General features: G+C 72.4%; 13 protein-coding genes. 5 read left to right on the top strand and 8 right to left on the bottom strand.

Going from position 1 to position 19,768, the window contains the following annotated elements; all coding sequences use genetic code 11:
• Positions 1–24 precede the first annotated feature (24 nt).
• From tssH to NQZ70_RS31755, 3 genes are read left to right on the top strand one after another with little or no spacing between them, the layout of a single operon-like run.
• Positions 25–2,721 carry a type VI secretion system ATPase TssH gene (tssH, locus tag NQZ70_RS31765; RefSeq protein WP_165374276.1) on the top strand — a complete coding sequence of 899 codons (2,697 nt, stop codon included), beginning with the start codon at positions 25–27 and terminating at the stop codon, positions 2,719–2,721.
• Positions 2,722–2,762: 41 nt separating this feature from the next.
• Positions 2,763–3,119, top strand: a complete 357-nt coding sequence (locus NQZ70_RS31760; RefSeq protein WP_129577572.1) for a hypothetical protein — start codon at positions 2,763–2,765, stop codon at positions 3,117–3,119.
• Between the two features lie 13 nt (positions 3,120–3,132).
• The gene (locus NQZ70_RS31755; protein ID WP_129577571.1) at positions 3,133–3,933 is read left to right on the top strand and encodes a sigma-70 family RNA polymerase sigma factor; all 801 of its coding nucleotides are present in this window, start codon (positions 3,133–3,135) and stop codon (positions 3,931–3,933) included.
• A gap of 795 nt (positions 3,934–4,728) precedes the next feature.
• On the opposite strand, the gene NQZ70_RS31750 is transcribed toward NQZ70_RS31755, so the two are convergent.
• From NQZ70_RS31750 to NQZ70_RS31715, 8 genes are all read right to left on the bottom strand, one after another.
• Positions 4,729–6,282 (bottom strand): PGRS family protein, encoded by a 1,554-nt coding sequence (locus NQZ70_RS31750; RefSeq protein ID WP_129577570.1) that lies wholly within the window; start codon positions 6,280–6,282, stop codon positions 4,729–4,731.
• Between the two features lie 53 nt (positions 6,283–6,335).
• Positions 6,336–7,400 carry a hypothetical protein gene (locus NQZ70_RS31745; RefSeq protein ID WP_272826102.1) on the bottom strand — a complete coding sequence of 355 codons (1,065 nt, stop codon included), beginning with the start codon at positions 7,398–7,400 and terminating at the stop codon, positions 6,336–6,338.
• A gap of 5 nt (positions 7,401–7,405) precedes the next feature.
• Positions 7,406–8,158 (bottom strand): hypothetical protein, encoded by a 753-nt coding sequence (locus tag NQZ70_RS31740; RefSeq protein ID WP_272826101.1) that lies wholly within the window; start codon positions 8,156–8,158, stop codon positions 7,406–7,408.
• Between the two features lie 12 nt (positions 8,159–8,170).
• Positions 8,171–10,729, bottom strand: a complete 2,559-nt coding sequence (locus NQZ70_RS31735) for a serine/threonine-protein kinase (RefSeq protein WP_129577566.1) — start codon at positions 10,727–10,729, stop codon at positions 8,171–8,173.
• A 370-nt stretch (positions 10,730–11,099) separates the two neighbouring features.
• The gene (locus tag NQZ70_RS31730) at positions 11,100–11,630 is read right to left on the bottom strand and encodes a hypothetical protein (RefSeq protein WP_129577565.1); all 531 of its coding nucleotides are present in this window, start codon (positions 11,628–11,630) and stop codon (positions 11,100–11,102) included.
• 456 nt (positions 11,631–12,086) lie between these two features.
• Positions 12,087–12,590, bottom strand: coding sequence for a hypothetical protein (locus NQZ70_RS31725; RefSeq protein ID WP_129577564.1), 504 nt, complete (start codon positions 12,588–12,590; stop codon positions 12,087–12,089).
• A 232-nt stretch (positions 12,591–12,822) separates the two neighbouring features.
• The gene (locus NQZ70_RS31720; RefSeq protein ID WP_129577563.1) at positions 12,823–13,392 is read right to left on the bottom strand and encodes a hypothetical protein; all 570 of its coding nucleotides are present in this window, start codon (positions 13,390–13,392) and stop codon (positions 12,823–12,825) included.
• On the bottom strand, positions 13,389–17,441 hold the full coding sequence (locus tag NQZ70_RS31715; protein ID WP_237244223.1) for an RHS repeat-associated core domain-containing protein: 4,053 nt from the start codon (positions 17,439–17,441) through the stop codon (positions 13,389–13,391). Before NQZ70_RS31715 ends, NQZ70_RS31720 begins: the two co-directional genes overlap by 4 nt.
• Here NQZ70_RS31715 and tssJ point away from each other — a divergent pair.
• Positions 17,375–18,163 carry a type VI secretion system lipoprotein TssJ gene (tssJ, locus tag NQZ70_RS31710; RefSeq protein WP_237244222.1) on the top strand — a complete coding sequence of 263 codons (789 nt, stop codon included), beginning with the start codon at positions 17,375–17,377 and terminating at the stop codon, positions 18,161–18,163. The two genes, NQZ70_RS31715 and tssJ, sit on opposite strands and share 67 nt — an antisense overlap.
• 211 nt (positions 18,164–18,374) lie before the next feature.
• Positions 18,375–19,736, top strand: a complete 1,362-nt coding sequence (tssK, locus tag NQZ70_RS31705; RefSeq protein ID WP_129577561.1) for a type VI secretion system baseplate subunit TssK — start codon at positions 18,375–18,377, stop codon at positions 19,734–19,736.
• Positions 19,737–19,768: the final 32 nt, after the last annotated feature.

Raw genomic sequence — 19,768 nt, 5'->3', positions numbered from 1 at the left:
CGCGCCTCGGTTAGCATACCGCGCATGCAGCTCGTCGACACCAAGGCCATCGTCAAGCGACTCACCAAGAACTGCACCTCTGCCCTCGAGGCGGCGATTGGCCAGTGTGTCAACGCGCGCCACTACGAGGTCACGCTCGAGCACCTGCTCCTCGCGCTGCTCGACGACGCGAACTCCGACATCGCGTTTCTCGTATCCCACTATGATCTCGACCCGTCGCACCTCCGCGCCGCGCTCCAGCGCAGCCTGGAGGAGCTGAGGAAGGGCAACGCCGGGCGGCCGGTGCTCTCTCCGACGATGCTCGAGTGGATGCAGGACGCCTATCTCGTCGGATCCATGGAATACGGCTACCAGCGGGTGCGCAGCGGCGTGCTCTTCCAGCGCCTCGTCCAGCAGCCGACCCGGTACTCGGTGAGCGGCATCGGCGCTTACCTCGAGGGCATCTCGAAAGACGATCTCAAGTCGAACCTCTCCAAGATCGTCTCCGGCTCGAAGGAAGAGGCCGAGGCCGCCGCGGCGTCGGCGGGCGCGGGCGCGCCCGGGGCGGGGAAGCTGCCGGCCGGGATGGCGAGCGCCGGGCCCGACTCGGCCCTGGCGAAGTTCTGCGTCGACTACACCGGCAAGGCGCGCGCGGGGCAGATCGATCCGATCTTCGGCCGCGAGCGGGAGATCCGGCAGGTCATCGACATCCTCGCGCGGCGCCGCAAGAATAACCCGATCATCGTCGGCGACGCGGGCGTCGGCAAGACGGCGCTCGTCGAGGGGCTCGCGCTGCTCATCGTCGAGAGCACGCCGGAGAACCCGAAGGTGCCGCCGCTCCTGCAAGGGGTCGAGATCCTCGGGCTCGACATGGGCCTGCTCCAGGCGGGCGCCGGCGTGAAGGGCGAGTTCGAGAACCGCATGAAGCAGGTGATCGCCGAGGTGAAGGGGTCGCCGAAGCCGATCATCCTGTTCATCGACGAGGCGCACACGCTGATCGGCGCGGGCGGCCAGCAGGGCGGCGGCGACGCGGCCAACCTGCTCAAGCCGGCGCTCGCCCGCGGCGAGCTCCGCACGATCGCGGCCACGACGTGGAGCGAGTACAAGAAGTACTTCGAGAAGGACGCGGCGCTGGAGCGGCGCTTCCAGCCCGTCAAGGTCGACGAGCCGAGCGAGCCGGCCGCCGTCGTGATGCTCCGCGGGCTCCGGCCGAAGTTCGAGCAGGCCCACAACGTCATCATCCAGGACGAGGCGGTGACCGCCGCGGTGCGGCTCTCGGCGCGCTACCTGACCGGCAGGCAGCTGCCGGACAAGGCGGTCGACCTGCTCGACACGTGCGCGGCGCGGGTGAAGGTCGCGCTGCAGCAGCGCCCCGCCGCGGTCGAGGACGCCGAGATCCTCATCGTGAACACCGAGACCGAGCTCAAGGCGCTCGAGCGCGATCGGGACAAGGGCGTGCACATCGACGCCGAGCGGGTAGCCGAGCTCAAGGACCGGCTCTCCAAGGCGAAGGCCGAGCTCGAAGCGGTGCGCGCCGCCTACGCGAAGGAGACGGCCGGCACGCAGAAGGTCATCGACGCCCGCAAGAAGATGGACGAGGCGAAGTCGAACGAGGAGCGCGACGCCGCCCGCCGCGAGGTCGTGAAGGCCCTCGACGAGCTCAAGCAGAGCCAGGGCGAGGTGCCGCTGATCCGGCCGGACGTCGACGAGGCCATGGTGGCGAGCGTCGTGGCGGCGTGGACGGGCATCCCCGTCGGCAAGATGGTCCAGGACGACGTGAAGGCGCTCCTCGAGATGGAGGACCGGCTGACCCGGCGGATCAAGGGGCAGACGCACGGCATCGTGACCATCTCGAAGGAGCTCCGGAGCGCGCGCGCGGGCCTGAAGCCGCTGAGCACGCCGCAGGGCGTGTTCCTGCTCGTCGGGCCGAGCGGCGTCGGCAAGACGGAGACCGCGCTCGGGATCGCCGACCTCATGTTCGGCGGCGAGCGGATGATGACCGTCATCAACATGTCCGAGTTCCAGGAGAAGCACACGGTCTCCCGGCTCATCGGCTCGCCGCCCGGCTACGTCGGCTACGGCGAGGGCGGCATGCTCACCGAGGCCGTGCGCCAGCGGCCCTACACGGTCGTGCTCCTCGACGAGGTCGAGAAGGCCGATCCCGACGTGATGAACCTGTTCTACCAGGTGTTCGACAAGGGCATGCTGAGCGACGGCGAGGGGCGGCTCGTCGACTTCAAGAACACGGTCATCATCCTGACGAGCAACCTCGCGACCGACAAGATCACGAACATGACGATCGCCGCGCGGGAAGAGGACCCGACGCGGCGGCTCGACGCCGACGGCGAGTTCATCAAGGAGGTGGTCGAGGCGATCAAGCCGACGCTCTCGGCGCACTTCAAGCCGGCGCTGCTCGCCCGCATGACGACGGTGCCGTACCTGCCGATCTCGCCCGACGCGCTCGGCGAGATCACGCGGCTCAAGCTGGACGCGCTCGTCGATCGCCTGCGCAAGAGCCAGCGGATCGAGGCGTCGTACTCGGACGCGCTCGTCGACACGATCGCGGCGCGCTGCACCGAGGTCGACACGGGCGCGCGCAACATCGATCACATCCTCCGGGCGTCGCTCCTGCCGCAGCTCTCGGTCGCCGTCCTCGAGAAGATGGCGGAGGGGCCGCTCCCGAAGCGGCTCCAGATCGGGGTCGACGCCGAGAAGAACTTCACCGTCTCGTTCTCGGATTGAGGTTCGCGCCGCGGAGCGCTGCCGGCTCGGGAGGCGTCTCGATGGATGATGAGCTCGAGGAGGAGGTCGGTCTCGAGGCTGAGGACGACGAGGCGCTGCTCGACGATCCGGTCGTGGTGCGGCACATCGAGCGCGCGATGTCGCCGTACCGCGGCCTGCTCCCGGCGGAGGCGATCGCCGCCATGGACGACCTCTTGTTCGTGGTGCTCACCACGCACCCCGAGGTCCGGCCGATGGTCGACAGGCTGCGCCGGGCTGCGCGGGTCGAGCGGAGCGGCGCGCGTCCATCGCCCGCCGGCCGCGGCTCGGCGGGCGGCGCGGCGCTGTCCGGCGAGGAGGGCGGGTGCGCCGAGCCTGCGGGGGGGAGGGGGGCGCGCTCGGGTAGGGGAGCTGCATGAGTAGGCAAGCTGCATGAGGGACGGGCTCGGGCAGCCGAGCGCGGCGTGTCCCGCCTGGGCGGCGCACACGGAGGGGGCGGCGAGCGCTGAGGGCGCCGGGGCCTCGTCTCCTCCGCTGACGCCGCGCCAGCGCAGGCTCGTCGAGGGCGCGATCCCGATGGTGAACCGCCTCGCCTGGGCGCTCGCGCTCCGGCGGTTTCCGGGGATGCGCGATGAGCTTCGCTCTGCCGGTTACGAGGCGCTCGTGCTGGCTGTCCGGTCGTACGACGCTCGTCTGGGAGGGCGGTTCACGACCTATGCCTGGCGGCGCGTCTTCGGGGCGATGATCGACTGCGCGCAAGAGGTGCGTCCCTCGGCGCGCTCGCTCGTCGAGGCGATGCGCAGGGCCGGCTTCGAACTGGCGGCGACGTTGCGTGATGAGACCGACGTGTTCGCTGACGCTGACGGCGACGTCGACCGGCGTCTGGGAGACACGTGCGACGACGTGGCGATCGGCATGGCCGCCGCGCTGTGGAACGGCGGTGGAGCGCCTTCGAGGGAGGAGGCGCTCATCGAGAGGGAGCATTACGCGCGCGCCATTCATGCGCTTGAGGAGGCGCGCGCGGCGCTCTCTCCGGAGGGGCGGCTGCTGCTCGAGCTACGTTACGAGCAGGGGCTGACGATCGCTGAGACCGCGGCGCGCGTGGCGTCGAGCGAGGCGACGGTGAAGCGCCGGTGCAGGGAAACGCTCGCTCGGCTGCAGAAGATGCTCGCGGCGAGGGGGATCTCGTCTCCGCCGGCGGCGGAGCTGCCTTTGCCGCTTGACGAGCAATAGCCGTGGCGGCGAGGGCACGCCGGCGTGCCTCTGCCTCCACCGCTTCCGTCCACCAGCCTGATGCGAGGGTCGCGGGGGCAGTCGCTGCTGGATCCGAAGCTTGGCGATGTGCTGGGGAAGAAGCAGAGAATGGCGATGGTGCCCACCCCCCGTCGGTGCTCGGCGCTTCGCGCCTGCGCGCCGCCGGCCCCTCCCAAAGCGCGCGCTGCGCGCGCGCAGGGAGGGGGTCGCCGTCGTGTCGGGGCGACAATGGCTTCTTTGCTCACGAAAATCTCCCAAGCCGGTGTGGCGCGAGGCAGCAGGGGGTGCTCGTTGGCTCCTAAAGAGAAATCGGAGCGGGCGAGCCGATCGGCTCAGGAAAGTGCGAGGGGTCGTGTCGATTTCTTCGACAGCATCGACGCGCCTGCGCGATCCGGGGGCTCTCGCGCCGTGCGCGCGGAAGCAGGCTGGAGCCAGCCCCGGGGTGGAAGCGTCTGCCGGAAGCGACGACAGCGGGGCTGAGCCGGTCTCGGGCCACTTGCGTGAGTGGAGACTTGTGCCGGCTGCCCATCGGCCCCCAGCCGGCGTGGAATCGGAGCCGGCTGACCCGCCGAGTCGCGCTCGCGTGGAGGGCGACCTGCTGCACGCAGGGTGCCGTCGAGCTCATACCGATCGGGACGAGGGCGGTGAAGATCGGTACGGCGGTCGTGGAGCAAAATGCCCGCTCCGCACGCCATTCCGGATCGATGCCGTCCGTTTCCTGGTCTTCGTCAGGCGAGCGCGATTTTCTCCGTCGGGTGCGTCCCCGGCGTGGCGCTACCGTGGAAACTCCAGCGTGTCCGCCTTGACGCCCGCGGTGCCGCTGTCGCCGTTGCCGGTGCCGCCGGGGCCGGCCTCGCCGGTGGCGATGGTGAGACCGCCGGCGGGTGGGGGCGCGCCGCGGAAGGCGATGCCGAGGGAGTGGCCGCCGAGGCCGCCGCCACCGTTGCCGCCGTTGCCGCCCCTGCCGCCCGGCCCGCCGGGGCAGCCGGCGTTGAGGCTCTCGACGCCGTCCGGCACGGTGCCGCCCGGGCCGCCGAGGCCGCCGGGACCGCCGTCTTGACCGGGCCCGCCGTGGCCGCCGCGGCCGCCGCGGCCGGTCTTGAGGGAGACGTCCGTGAAGGTGAGCTCGGCGTCGAGGCTGATGAGGGCGATGCTGGCGCCGCCGGCCCCACCCGGGTTGCCGCCCTTGCCGCCGCAGCCGCCGGGGCCGCCGGAGCCGCCGCTGGCGCCACCAGCGGACTCGGGGGTGCACTGGTTGGCGGCGGAGCCGCCCTTGGCGCCGCCGCCGCCGCCGCCGCCCTGGGCGGTGGTGCCCGGCGTACCAGCCCTGCCGGAGACGCCGGCGTAGCCGGAGGAGGAGAGCGTGCCGAGGCCGGTGGCGCTGGGGCCAGGGTCGCCGGCAGCGCCCTCGGCGCCGGCGGTGCCGAGGGTGCATTCCTGCGCTCTCTCTCCCAGGCCACCCAGGCCACCAGCGCCGTCCGGTCCACCAGGCGAGCCAGCTCCGCCTTCGGTCAGCTGTCCGATGCCGCCCGTGCCGCCCGTCGAATCGTCGCTCGGGTCGTCCGGCGTGCCGCAGGTGTTCAGCTTGACACCGCCGGGCACGACGATCTCCCCCGAGCACGCCTCCTTGCCCGGGTTGCCCTGCTCGCCGCCGAGCGCCGCCTCTGGGTATGCCTCGCCGTCGACGCCGTCGGCGGCGTCGCCTGCCTCGAGCGCGCAGCGGGTCATCTCGACGGCGACGTCGTCGGCGAGCGCGGCGATGGACGACATCCCCCGCGCCTCCGCGTTGCTCGGGTCGATCCCGGGCGCGGTCACGCGGACGTCCTCCAGGCGCACGGCGCCGTCGCCGCCGCCGCCGCGCATCGTCAGCGGGATCTCTCCCTCGCCGGCGGTGATCTCGGTCTTCTTCGTCTCGCCGGCCCACGCCCATCCGCCGGCGCAGTCGAGCCCGCCGAAGATCGCGACGCCGCCGGGCACCTCGATCGCTCCCGCCATCTCCTCCGCGCACGCGTACACCCGCCGCGTGGCGCCGTCCTGCTGCGCGCGCGCCACGGCTTGCCGGAGCGTCTTGAACGGCGCGTCCTTGGTCCCCGCGTTCGCGTCGTCTCCGCTGGCCGCGACGAACACCCCGCACGCGTCGTCCACCGCCCTGCTGCTCTTGCTCGGCACGCACCCTTCCGGCGTGCCCCCGCCTCCTCCGGTTCCGTCCACCGGCCCGCACCGCGCCCGGTAAGGGCAGTCCGCCGGCAGCGTCCCGCACCCCGCGCCGGCGGCGGCGGCGAGGCCCGCCAGCACGACAACGACACCGCTCCAGTACACTCGTCGCATCACCCTCTTCCTTTGGCCACCGCCAGTCGTCCCTCGCTCCGCCGCGCGCTCGCTCAAAACGCACCCCCGACCGTGAGCCCGGCGCTGCGCGCCGTCACCGCCGGCACCACGCGCACGCCGCCGCGTCCGGCGTCGGCGCGGGGCGACCCGGCCGGCCACAGCACGTACGCGAGCGCCGCGCCGCCCAGCGCCGCGCCCGCCGTCACGAAGCCGGCGATCGCCAGGTTCCGCGTCGTCCCCTCGGCGATGTACGCGTCGTCCAGCGCGTCGCACCGCGCCTTGAACGCGGGGCCGTTGCACGCGTTCGAACCGCCGTCCTTCACGATCGACTGGAGCGCGTCCTCCGCCTCCCCGCTCTTGCCGTTCGACACGACCGCCAGCACCACGCCCGCCGCGAGCGCCGCGCCGCCGAACGCGAGGCCGCCGATCACCACGCCGTTGCGCACCCGCGTGTCCGGCGGCGGCGGCGGCGCCGGCGCCGCGGGCGGGGGCGGCGGCGGCGCCGCCGCGGCTGCCGCCGGCGCCTCCGCCGCCGGCGGCAGCTGCGGGTGCAGGAGGAGTTTCCGCTGCGTCCCCGCCTCGAACCGCACCGAGATCTGCGTCACCGCGCCCGTCCCGGTCCGGGCCTCCAGCGCGTGCTCGCCCGGCTCCAGGTACACCGGCGCGGAGAGCGGCGCCTGCCCCACGGCCTTGCCGTCGATCAGCACCGTCGCGCCGGGCTCGACCTCGATCTGCACCGCCGCGACCTTCGACAGCGCCTCGTCGAACAGGCGGCGGTGCTCTGGGCTCAGCTCGGCCGGCTTTCCATCGGGCGCCGCCCGCGTCAGGACCGACAGGTGCTCGGCCGCGTCCCGGTACAGCCCGAGCTTGATCTCGCAGGCCCCCAGGTTGCCCGCGATCTGCCGGTACGGCTTGATGCTCCACGCCGCGAGGAGCGACGCGCGGCACTCGTCGTACCTCCGCTGGTTCCACGCCTCCGCCCCCTTCGCGAACAGATCGCGGGCCGTCGCCGACAGGGCGTCCTCCTGCGGCGGCGTGGGCGGGGCGGCGCTCGCCGCCGCGGACGCGAGCAGCGACGCGGCGAGGAGCAGGGCGGCGATCGGTCGATGGATCTTCATAGGCTCTAGAACTCGGGCTTGTCTCCGAAAGGAGGAGGGGGTTGCACGGGGACGGTCGCCGCAGGGCCGGACCGGGGCGGCGCGGTGGGTCGCGGCGCCGGGGTGCGTTGCGCGCCCGGCAGCGCCAGCGTGTCGGCGCGCGGCGCCGTGGCCGGCGTGCGTGGCGCGGCGGAGGAGGCCGTGGCCGGCGTGCGCGGCGCGGCGAGGAGCACGGCGGCCGGCGCGCTCGGCCCGGCCGTCGCGGCGCCCGGCGCAGCAGCGGAGGTGGCGGCCGAGGCGCTCGGCGCAGCGGCGGTGGCCGAGCTGCTCGGCGCTGCCGCGGAGGCCGCGCGCGGCGCGCCCGGGACCTCCACGGCGCGCGCCGTCGGCGGCGCCGCCGCGGCGGGCTCGCCGCGTTCGTCCTCCAGGGCGGTGCGCCGCCCGAGCACGAAGCCGAGCCCCGTCGGGATCATCACGCAGAGCGCGGCGATCACCCCGTACCCCATCGCCCTCCGCGCGCGGCGGCGCGCCGCGGCAGCGCCGCCCGCGGCGCCAGCGGCGACCCCCGGCGCCGCGGCTCCCGTCGCCGGCGTGGTCCCTGTCGCCGGCGTGGTCCCCGCCGGAGGACCCGAGCCGCGCGACGTTTCCCGCTGCGTCAGCGCCTCCCGCAGGCGCGGGTTCTCCAGCGCGCGGCGCATGTTCTCGTCCGAGGCGTCCTGATCCGCGACGCGGCGCAACGTCTCGTCGTTGGGCAGGTAGTTCTTGACGTCGTGGCTCATGCGGGACCTCGATCAGAACGGGCGTGAAGGCGCCTTGCGTGCAGGCGGCGGGGCTGCGCGCCGCCGGTCGGGCGCCGGCATGCCATAGATGTCGTCGTCCGCGTCCGTGAAGTTCGGCATGTCCCATGGCGAGCCGGACGTCGCCGTCGCTCGCGGCTGCGGCGCCGCGGCGGCGGGGCGCGGCGCCGCGGCCGCCGGACGTGCCGGCGGCGCGGCAGGCCCCGCGACCGTGGCCGTCGCTCCGGGCTGGGTTGCCACGAGCACGCGCGCGCTGGCGGCCGGGGCGGGCCCGCTCGCGGCAGGCGCCGCCGTCTCCGCGAGCGCATGCCTCGCCGTGGGGTGCGGCGCAGCCGCCTCCGCCGAGCCTGCCGCCGAGATCGGCGCCGCCGAGTCGGTCGCGGCCGCCGCCGGGGCGCTCGCGGCCGCCGCCGAGGCGCTCGCGGCCGCCGCCGGGGCGCTCGCGGCGCTCGCCGCCGAGAGGTCCGCGGTCGCGCCCGCGTCCGGCGGAGACGCGGTCTCCGCGCGCTCCGCCGCGGGATCGGGGGCGGCGGTGTCCGGCGCTGCGGCGCCACGGGACGAGCCCCAGACGAGCACGGCCGCCGCCAGGAGCCCGGACGTCAGCAAGGACGCGACGGAGACGGCCAGCCACTGCCCCGCGCTGACGTGCCGGTCGAGCGGTCGCCGGCCCAGCCCGACCGGCGGCGGCGTCGCGCGGACCGGCTGCGGCGTCGCGTCGATCGGCGGCGTCGCGCCGACCGGCGGCCATCGCGCGTCCGGCGGCAAGCCGACCCCCACCCCCGGCGGCGCCGCGCCTGAGGGCAGCCCGAACGCGACCGGTGGAAACGCAGCGCTCGCCCGCGGGTCGTTCGCCGCCGGTCGCGCCGGGGCGGTCGAACCCGCCGGGACGGCGGGCGTGGGCGCCGTGCTCGCCCGCGCGCCCGCGCTCCCCCCGAACGGCGCCGTCGTCATCCCGGCCTGGGTCGCGGATCCCGGCGCGCTTCCCCCGAACGGCGCCGTCGTCATCCCGGCCTGGGTCGCTAACCCCGGAGCGCTCCCGGGATACGGCGCGGCGCCGGGGAGCGGCGCCGTCGCGGGCGGCGCGGCCGCCGGCCGCACCCACGGCGCGGTGACCTGCCCAGGGCTCGGCGGAGCGCCGGCCGAGGGGAGCCACGCGGCCGCGGACGGCGGCGCCGCCGCGCCCGCCGTCGTGGTCGCCGAAAGCGGCGCCGCCGCGCCGGCCGTCGTGGTCGCCGAAAGCGGCGCCGCCGCGCCGGCCGTCGTGGTCGCCGAAAGCGGCGCCGCCGCGCCCGCCGTCGCGGCCCCCTCCGGCGGCGGCCCGCCGGGCCCGCCCGGCGCGCCGTGCATCCGCATCGTCCAGCCGCGGCCCCGCAGGACGGGCGGCGCCGCCCCCGCGGACCGGAACGGCAGCGCCGCCTCCGGCGGCCGGAACGCGGCGTCGAGCGGCGCCGTCACGAGCTGGGGCCCGGGCGGCGCCTCGTCGGAACCCGGCCACGCGGCGCGCTCGCCGCTCTCCGCGCCGCCGCCCGACCCGAGCGCCGCGGGGCTCGCCCAGCCGCCCCGGGGCTGCGGCGCGATCGGCGCGTCGCGCCGGTGCTCCTGCGCGAGCGAGATGCGCGCCTCCTCGTGCGGGTGCTCCTCCCGGCGGCGGCGGACCTCCCGCGAAAGCGCGCGCTGCACCTCCGCCGCGCGCGGCCGATCGCGCGGGATCTTCGACAGCATCCTGTCGACGAGCGCGCTGATCTCGGGGGCGTCGAACCCCGGGACCGCCTCCAGGAGCGGCCTCGGGACGGCGTGGATCTGGTGGAGCATCACCTCGCCCCGGGTCGGCAGCTCGTGCGACGCCGCCGCGAACGTGTGCCTGCCGGCGATCATCTCGTACAGGATCATGCCGATGGCGTAGACGTCCGACGCCTTGGTCGCGCCGTCCCCGAGCGCCTGCTCGGGCGCCATGTAGTGCACGGTCCCGATGTTCGCGAAAGGATCGCTCGACGCCTGCCTCCCCGCGCGCCACCGGATCCGCTTGGCGATGCCGAAGTCGACGACCTTGACCATGCCGGCGCGCGTGACCAGGGCGTTCTCGGGCTTGAGGTCGCGGTGGACGATGCCCGCGCGGTGGGCCACGCGGACGGCGTCCGCGATCTGCGCGGCGATCGAGAGCGCGCTCGGGAGGTCGAGCGCCCCGAGGCGCCGGATCAGCTCCCGGAGCGAGATCCCGTCGATGAGCTCCATCACGATGTACATCACGCCGCCGCGCGTGATGCCCGCGTCGTAGACCTTGACGATGTTCGGGTGATCGAGCTCCGCCAGGACGCGCGCCTCCTTGCGCTGGCCCTGCGCGAAGCCGCCGCTCTGCGTGTACTTCCGCCGCACGACCTTGAGCGCGACGCGCCGCCCCAGGTACTCGTCCTCCGCGACGTAGACCTGACCCATGCCGCCCTCGCCGAGGAGCTTCACGATGCGGTATTTCTCGCATCGGTCGCCCGTCGCGTAGGTCCGGTCGCCGTCGGTCGACGGCGGCGCGTCCGCGCGGAGGCCCTCCGAACGGCTCATGGCAGAGGGCCTTCTAGCCAGCGCGCTCGCGGCGGGTCAATGGAACGCGGCGCGCGGCGCGCCCTGCGGTGCCATTCTGGTTGGATGTTCAGCGCTGTGGGCACGGATCTCTCGCCGGGCGCCGCGTGGAGGTGCCCCCTGCAGGAGTGATCGGGCCTCGGGGGCGGATCGGCTCAAGAAAATGAACGGCAGGCGGTCGAATGGGCGGCAGTCCGCGTGAAGGGGGGGATCGCCGGGAGGGAATGGCAGGGCGGAGAGAGGGGGGCGAGCGGGGAGGGAATGGCAGGCGGGCCGGGGAGAGGGACCGAGGCGGGGAGCGCGCCCCGCGGGCCGCTGCCCAGCGCCCCGCGCGCGGCTCTCCTCGGCGGCGCTACTCGACGGGGGCGGCGGCCGGCTCCGCGGGCGCTGCCTTCCTCGCGCCGCCCTGGCGGAACGTCCCGAGGAAGTCGAGCAGGAGCTTCCAGCGCGCCGGCAGATCCCGGTCGTCCTCCTTGAGGGCGTTCACCCGCCGGGCGATCTTCTCGAGCATCTTCATCGCGCGATCGTCGACCTGGAGCCGCTGCTCGAACAGGCTCCGGTAGACGGCGTGCGCGACCGCCTCCCGCGCGGCGAGGTACTTCTGCTCGGCCTGCGCCTCGAGCAGCGCCTCGGGGGTGACGTCCGGGAGGTTGAGCGCCTCCGCGTCGTCCTCGAGCAGCGCCGCCACGTCGTCCAGGATGCCGGCGTAGCCGGGCAGCGCCTTGCGCAGCCGCGCGATCTGCTCCGGCTTGAGGGGCGGCGAGAGCTTCACGCCCAGCATGTCGGCCACCTCGCGGGTGCTCGGCGGCCTGGGCGCCTTGCTGCGGCTCGGCGTCTTGGGTTCCTCGGCGCTCTTCTTCTTCGTCGTCGTTCGGGGGGCCATGGAGTCCTCCTGGCTCGGTCAAGGTTGATGGTGGCTTCGTGAGCATGGAATGATGGCGACGCCATCATTCCATGCTGGAAGGTCCAGCATGGAAGCCTGCGCGCTCAACCCCGGAGCATGATTCCGGCAACCTCCGGCATGGACTCGGCATCATCGCCTGGCCGGCCCTGGCGACGCGAGCGCGGCGCGGCCGGGGGTGGCGGCCCGCGTGGGGCGCGAGCGACGATCGCCGTACGGCGCCCGCCGCTGTCGGGGCGAGAGGTCGCCCGCGCTCGGGTCGTGGACCGTCGCTAGGACGAGCAACGAGCGAAGAAAGCCCCGTCTCCAGGTCCTCGCAGGCCGGGCGCCGGCAACCTCGGCAGGCGCCGGGGCGACGGCGTTCGGGGGATGGCCTCATCCCGGCGCTCAGGCGGCTCCGATCTCGGCGAGGTACGCCTTCGCGAGGTGGATGTCGATTCATGAATCCTCGGCAGACCAGAAGATGCCACAGCGCGCGGGCGACGCCGCGAGCACGCCAGCCTCACGATCGGTGAAAAACAGGCTGCGATTGAGACAATCGAAGCATTTGTCATGCGGCGTCGATGTCGAGACGTCTCCGTTGACCAAGAAAACCGTCCCCTCGCCGAACTGACCAAGCCATGCCGTCGCCAGTCCGGTGGCCACATCACGAGGCATCTGGCGGCCAGACATGACGACTTCAAACTCCGCCACGATCATACAGACGCCCTCTGCGACGCTGCGACATATCTGGCAAAAGTACGAGAGCTGCTCTGTCTGCAACTGCAGGAGCTCCGCGTACTCGCAAGCGACAGCGCGAGCATCAAAATTCGTCTCGGTCGCCACTCGGTCATGCACGGAGATGTGAAGGGTCTGCCAACGTCGTGGATGAACACGGGTCGCGAGATTTTGTTTGATTGCCTCAATTTTCGTGTTCAGTGTATAGAGCGCGCTCGTCGTCATGGGTCTGATTACTTTGGGTAGGATGTCTGTATATGTATTCGATCTCCCGCGCCGGGGAGCCGGTATACCCTCACGAACGTCTCTGCGGATGTTTGCTGGCGTGGTCCAGTGCCACCTGGCGATGCGACTCGCGTCTTTGACTGAGTCGAAGCGGTTATGTTGACCGCTGTCAACCCGGGGTTGGAGTCCACGCTCGGGTCGTGGACCGTCGGCAGGACGAGCATCTGGCCGTTTAGCTTGCAGAGTATTTTAGGTCCATCATACCCCTCGACGGGCCATCGTCATCGAGAAACCAGATCATGGCGATGTCCTGTTCTCCTACGAGCAGGACGCCCCCCTCGGCATTCTCGCATGCGACTACGCGCACGAATCCATGATAGGCGAGCGGGAAATTCATGGAGGGCATCGAGCGCTTGAGGTTGGTGAAAGCGAGGACGGCCCACGTCGTCTCGTCGCGAAGACGCGCGGCCGATAGGCGGGCATCTGCCTCGGTCACCAGCTCCTCGTGGCGCGCGAGGTCGTAACGAAGCATGTCTTCGACAATGTCGTACGCTCGAGCGACGGTAACCTCGCCGAGGCCCTCGGCGCTCCTTGGCTGGTAGCCCACGTGGGTGAGATACTCGGCCAGGAGTTGCCGCGTCGGCACGCATTGCTGCGTCTCGTACACGTGCCAGTGGAAAATGAATCGATTTGCGACGTACTCTCGGCCGTGAGCGAAAGAGCGTATGTAAGAGCGCACTGCATGCTCTCCCTCGTTGTTTTCGAGGAACGAGGTGTCTCCGATGTGGTGCAGATCGTTCATGGGCTACCGAACGCTGTTTGAATGTGCAGTTGCTCGCCGGGCCCCGGCAATCTGTCGGCGATCACCGTAGCCGAACTCGATTGAATGCGGGTTGGCCGGCCGCCATTGACGGACTGAGACAGCGTGACTGGCCATGGCAATGCTGCCCTGATCGGAGGCGCACGAACCAGCGACGGATCACTGTCCAACTGTGCAAGCGAAGCTTGCCCCTGCGGTGAGTTGAGCGCCGAGTGGACTGCCCTGGCCTGGGTCGTGGAGGAGTTGAAGCTCGTCTTCGTCTTTCCACCACAGGAGCGTTGCCGGAGAGTCGGCGCTGGAACCTGAACGTGCTCGCTGCCTGGGTGACCGGGCGCGCCCGTCAGCGGGCTCGGCCGTCCCTCGCTGGCTGCCAGCATTGCCCGGACCTCTTCCAATGAGTACTGCCGTGCGAAGACGAGGCCATAGGGATCTAGCCAGAGTAGCGTGTTCGGCGCATAGGCATACGTCTTGGTTTCACCGGCCAATCCCAGAGGATCGGGCGAGATAAATCTCCCCGCGTCCGGGTCGTAGTACCTGAACCGGTTGTAGCAAAGCCCCGTCTCCGGATCTTCGTACTGCCCCGGGAACCTGATCGCCGTCGTGGTCCTCGCCCCCGGCGCCATCTCCGTCCGCCCCCACGCCTCGCGCCGGAGCTCGCAGGCCACCTCGCCGCGGTCGTCGACGAGCCGCTCTGGGGTCCCGATCGGGTCATTCACGTAGTGGAACCACCCGCCGTCATCGCGATGGGCGACCGGAGCGAACCCGTCGTCCTCGAAGCAGTAGGTCTTGACTTCCTCCACCGGCTCCCCGCGCGCTCCCGCCCGCCGGGTGATCTCGTGGACGAGCACGTCGCCGTCCCACACGAACCGCGTCACCCAGCGCGGCCTAAAGGCGTGCAGGAACGACGCCGGCGCCTTGCCCACGCGCTTCTCCACGCGCCGGCCGAACGGATCATACCGGAGCTCGACCCGCTCGCCCTCTGGCGTGGTGACGCTCTCCAGCAGGCCCGCCACGTTCCATTCGTACTTCCAGGCGCGCCGCGCACCGGTCGCCGGGTCCTCCACCCACCTCTCGGCGAGCCGCCCCTCGGCGTCCCACCGGTACTGCGTCCTGCCCTTGCGGACGAGCTGGCTGCCCGGCCCATACGCTCGCGTCGGCGCGTCAGAGCCGCCCTCGTAGCCATTTCCCGCCGGGTCATACCGGAACACCTCGGCGCGCGCCTGCTCGGGCGCCCGGGCGAGGAGCTGGCCGACAGGGTCGTAGCGGTACGACGTCGACCCGCGCCAATGATCCCAGGAGGCGACCAGCTCGCCGACAGGATCGTAACGATACGCCATGTCGACGGTGACGCTCTCCGGCCGCGGCCCGACCCACGCGGGTTCGCCCGGCTCCACGCGCACCTCGCGAGGAAGGCTCACCGCACGCCGCCGCTCGATCCGCCCCATCCGGTCGTACGCGCTCTCGATCCGCCCCCCGCCGGGCAGCGCGCGCGCCACCTCGCGCCCGAGCGCGTCGCTCGCGTGCTCGACGACCACCAGGCCGTCGAGCACTGTCCGGCGCCGCGCGCCGAACAACCCCCGCTCGACCGCCTCGGTGTGCCCGAGCGAGGTCGTGCGCAGGACGCGCTCGCCCTCCCGGTCATAGGCGCTCTCGACCCGGTGCTCCACGCCGTCGACGACCTGGCGCTCGCGCACCACGCGTCCAGCGGCGTCCCGGTCGAGCCGGATCTCGCCCCCCGACCAGGTCACGCCAACCAGGGCGCCGAGCTCATCGAGCTCGAGGCGCTCGGCCATGCCGTCCCAGTACTCCCGCTCGATCACCCGGCCGCTGAGGTCGTACGCGAAGCGCACCCTGTCCCGCTCGCCGTGGACCCGCATGACGAGGTCGCCCGCTGCGTCGTAGCCATACCGGATCGCCCGCCCGTCGAACGTGACCTCCTCGCGCACCTTGCCGCTGCCATCGCGCCGGAGCGTGTGCACCTCGCCATGCTCGTTGCGCACCTCGACGAGCTCGCCTTCGGGGTTGTACCCGAGCCGCACCTCGTGGCCGTTCGCGTCGCGGCGCAGGCAGAGCTTGTGGTAGCCGCCCCAGACGAGCGACGTGACGCCGCCGTTCGCATCGACGATCTCGATCACGTGCTGCTCGCCGTCGCAGGCGTAGCGGGTCTCCGCGCCCGTCGGGTCGATCGCCGCCAGCAGATCGCTCCGCGCCGACCAGCGGTAGCGCGTCTCGGCGCCGAACGGGTCGATCTCCGCGACGCAGCGCCCGAGCCGGTCGTACCGGAAGCGCCACGCGGCGCCGCTTCCGAGCGTCACCTCGACGCAGTTGCCGTGCGCATCGTACGCGAACCTCGTGCGGTCGCCGTTCGGCGAGATCTCCTCCGTGACCAGCCCGCGCGCATCGTAGCGGCGGGAGGTCGCCGCACCGGTGGGATCGACGTACAACGTGACGCTGCCTCGCGCGTCGCGCGCGAAGCGGTGCACGCCGCCCCTCGCGTCGACGATCTCGACCGGCAGATCGTTCGCGTCGCGCTCGATCATCGTGACATGCCCGAGCGGATCCGTGTACCGGACGACGCTCCCGCGCGCGTTGCGCTCGAACACCTCGACCCCGCCGCGCTCGTTCGTGCGCGAGGTCATCCAGCCGTCCTCGCGGTAGGTCGCCGTCACGACCGCGCCGCCGATCACCTGCTTGTCGAGCGTGCCGTGCTCGTTGCCGTGAAAGCGCCGCGTCTGGCTGAAGTCGACCACCTCCGTGAAGCCGATGTCCCAATAGTCGACCTTGCAGTGGTGGATCCCCTTCCACCGCGTCTCCCCGTCGTGAAGGACCTCCGGCGGCTCGCCGGCCAGGCTCGGGTCGGCCATGCCAGGGTAGTCGCCCCACGCCTCGATGCCGCGGCGCTGGCCGTCGAAGACGAAGTGCCACGTCAGCCCGTTGCGGTCGGTGTCCTCGGCGAGCAGGTGCTCCTCGGCGTAGGCGTAACGCCACGCGTGACCATCCGCGTCGGTCGCGGCCACCAGATCGCCGCGGCCGTCGCGCGTCAGCGTGCCGAGCGCGAGCCAGTCGCCGCGCTCCGGGTCGAGCTGCGCCTCGATCGTGGTCGTGACCCGCCGCTCGCTCGACTCGCCCGACGTCCTGTACCGCAGCCGGAGCCGCCGCCCCGCGCTGTCGATCACCTCGACAAGCCGGCCATCCTTCTCGTCGTAGGCCAGCGCGATCCGGTTGCCGTTGCGGTCCTCCACGGCCGTGAGCCGCGCGCGCCGGCCGCCGTCCTCGATGCGCGAGAACCGCCGCGTGAGCCCGTCGCTCGCATCGACGATCCACCCATGCGCCTCGCGCCGCAGCCCGTAGCCCCACTTGCCGAGCACCGCCTCGCCCTCGGCCGGCATCGGGAGCTCCACCGCCGTGCCGAGACCGGTCCACACCACGACCCGACGGCTCCGCACCTCGATCTCCCAGCCGAGGGTGTGCCCCCACCCGTGACCGAGCCCGGCGTCGCGGTCGGCCATCGCGGCGCTGTACGACCGCTCCCACACGAGCGGCAGGGGACCCGGCAGTGCGCAGATCGGGATCGCGTGCGTGAAGACGCGGCCCGTGACGACATCGAGAAGACGCGGCCCGTGACGACATCGATCGGATGCGAGACCGTGCCGCACTCCGGGTACCTGCTCGGATCCGGCGCGCTCTTGCCTCCGCCGCCCGCGCTGTTGCCGCCGCTGCCCCCGCCGGCCCCTTGGCCCCCGGCACCCCCGCCGCCGCCCCGCCCGCCGCTGCCTCCGCCTCCGCCGCCTCCTCCCAGGATGAAGACGCCGGGATTCATCCCCGGGATCGCCGGGACGTTGGGCAGCACAGGCGCGGTGCGGGCCATGAAGCCACCGGTACCCGCGGCTCGACAGCGCGGCAATCCCGCAGGCTCGCTCCGAAAGTTGCACGGCCGCCGCGACTCCGCATACAACCCTGGGGCATGGTCGCGCTCGAAACGCTCCCCCACGCTTCGACCTCGGCCGGGGATCCGCGCTCGCCTCCCCCATCACGGGAGCGGACGGCGTGCCCGGCTGGATCTCGCCGCGCGCTCTCGTCTCCCGCCCTGCCGCGAGCGCTCCGCGCCGCCGCCGGCGCCGCCTTCGCCTTGGTCGCCGCCGCCGCCTTCGCCGGCCTGCCCGCCGCGGTGGCGGGCTGCGCGTCCCCCGCGCCGCCGCCCGCGGCCCCCGAGCCGTGCGACGTCCAGATCGTGACGCTGTCGATCTACGCGTCCGACAACATCAACCCCAACGAGAACGGCAACCCGCGGCCCGTCGTCGTGCGGCTCTACCAGCTGAAGAGCAGCGCGCGCATGGAGAACGCGACGTACGATCAGATCCTGCTCCGGGACAAGGAGACGCTCGAGGACGACCTCGCCAAGGTCGACGAGGTCGAGGTCTTCCCGAACGACCTCGTCGAGGTGAAGTTCGAGCGCCTGCCGGACGCGAGCCACCTCGTCGGCGCCGCCCTGTTCCACAGCCCGAAGGGGAGCAGCTGGAAGACGTTCTACGAGTTCCCGCTGCCGCCCGGCGAGGCCCAGTGCGGCGGGCGCGAGAGCGACGCGGGGCCGCCCGTGGCCGACCCGCGGGTCGCGTTCTTCATCGACTCGACCAAGATCGACAACGGGGTCGAGATGGACGAGTCGATGTTCCCCAACGCGACCGCCGTCCGGCGGCTCAACCTGCCGAAGAAGGTGGCCGCCCCGGAGGCGCCGGCCGCTCCGAGGAAGTAGCGTCGATGGTGCGCCCCGGTCGTCCTCGATGCGGTGCTCGATCGCTCGCGGGAGCGGCGAGCGGCGCGGCGCGCGCAGCCCTGCGTCGCGGCGCCCCGCGCGCAGCCCTGCATCGCGGCGCGACGCGCGCAGCCCTGCGTCGCGGCGCCCTGCGCGCGGCCAGCTTTCGCGCCGCGCTGCGCGGCACATCTGATAAGACTGGACGGGCGACATGATCCACCCGCGTAAGCCTGTCTGGACCGAGGGGCTCTTCATGACCCCTCAGCATCTGCAGCAGTCGGACGTCTACCACGAGACGCTGCTCCACGCGCGCCTCCACGCGGTCGCGGGCTACGACTGGGGCATCACGTCCGCGCAGTTCGACGAGCGGGCGCTCTCGGCCGGGCAGTTCAAGGTGGTCAAGTGCCACGGCATCTTCCCCGACGGGACGCCGTTCTTCATCGGCGATCGCGGCGAGGACCAGGTCGAGGCGCGGCCGCTCGAGGGCGCCTTCCCGGCCGCGCTGCAGGATCTCGACGTTTACCTCGGCATCCCGAACCTGCGCGAGACCGCGGCGAACATCAGCCTCGACCCGGCGAAGGCGGGGCCGGCCCAGCGGTTCGTGGCGGCCCAGGCGACGGTCCCGGACGTGAACTCCGGGCGCAACGACACGTCGGTCACCTGGGCCCGCACCAACCTGCGGCTCATCTTCGGCACCGAGCCGCGCGACGCCTACCAGACCGTGCGCATCGCGCAGCTCACCCGCGACCGCTCCGGCGCCATCGTCCTCCGGAAGAGCTTCATCCCGTCGGTCCTCCGCATCAGCTCGTCCGACCACATCATGTCCGGCCTCCGGCGGGTGCTGTCGGCGCTGGTCGGCAAGCAGAAGTCGCTCGTCGAGGGGCGGCGCATGCGCACCGCGGCCTCGGTCGACTTCCAGGCCTCCGACCTCACGAAGTTCTGGCTGCTCCACACCCTGAACTCGTACATCCCGGTCGTGTCGCACCTCGTCGACCACGGCCGCGCGCACCCGGAGCAGTGCTTCGTCGTCATCGGCTCGCTCATCGGCGAGCTCTGCACCTTCTCGGCGTCGGACAGCGATCCGACGACGCTCCCCAAGTTCAACTACCTCGAGCTCGAGGGCGTCCTCGACCCGATGTTCGACCGGGCGGTCGCGCTCATCAGCGGGGTCGCCACGGACCAGTTCGTCATCGTGCCGCTCGAGAAGCGCGAGGACGGCATGTACCTCGGCAGGTTCGAGGACCCGAAGCTGCCGCGCACCCACGAGATGTTCCTCGAGGCGAAGGGCACGGACGAGGCCACGCTGCGCGAGCGCCTCCCGCGCCTGCTCAAGATCGGGTCGTGGACGCAGATCGGGCACATCCTGCACTCCGCGACGCCCGGCGTGAACGTCGCCATCGAGTACCGGCCGCCGGGCGCGATCCCGATCAAGCCGGGGCTCGTCTATCTCCGCGTGAACCAGTCCGGCGATTACTGGAACGACATCCTCGGCTCTGGCACGATCGCCATCTACCAGCCCATCGAACCGCAGAAGGTCGACCTCCGGCTGATCGGGGTCCCGACGGGGAAGTGATCGTGCCTGGCCGCCCCATCCGGGTGAGGAGC

Origin of the sequence: Sorangium sp. So ce836 (genome assembly GCF_028553905.1) — a bacterium.
Taxonomy (GTDB): Bacteria; Myxococcota_A; Polyangia; order Polyangiales; family Polyangiaceae; genus Sorangium; species Sorangium cellulosum_D.
Note: the sequence above shows the minus strand (reverse complement) of the source record. Positions and strands in the feature narration are given on the sequence as shown.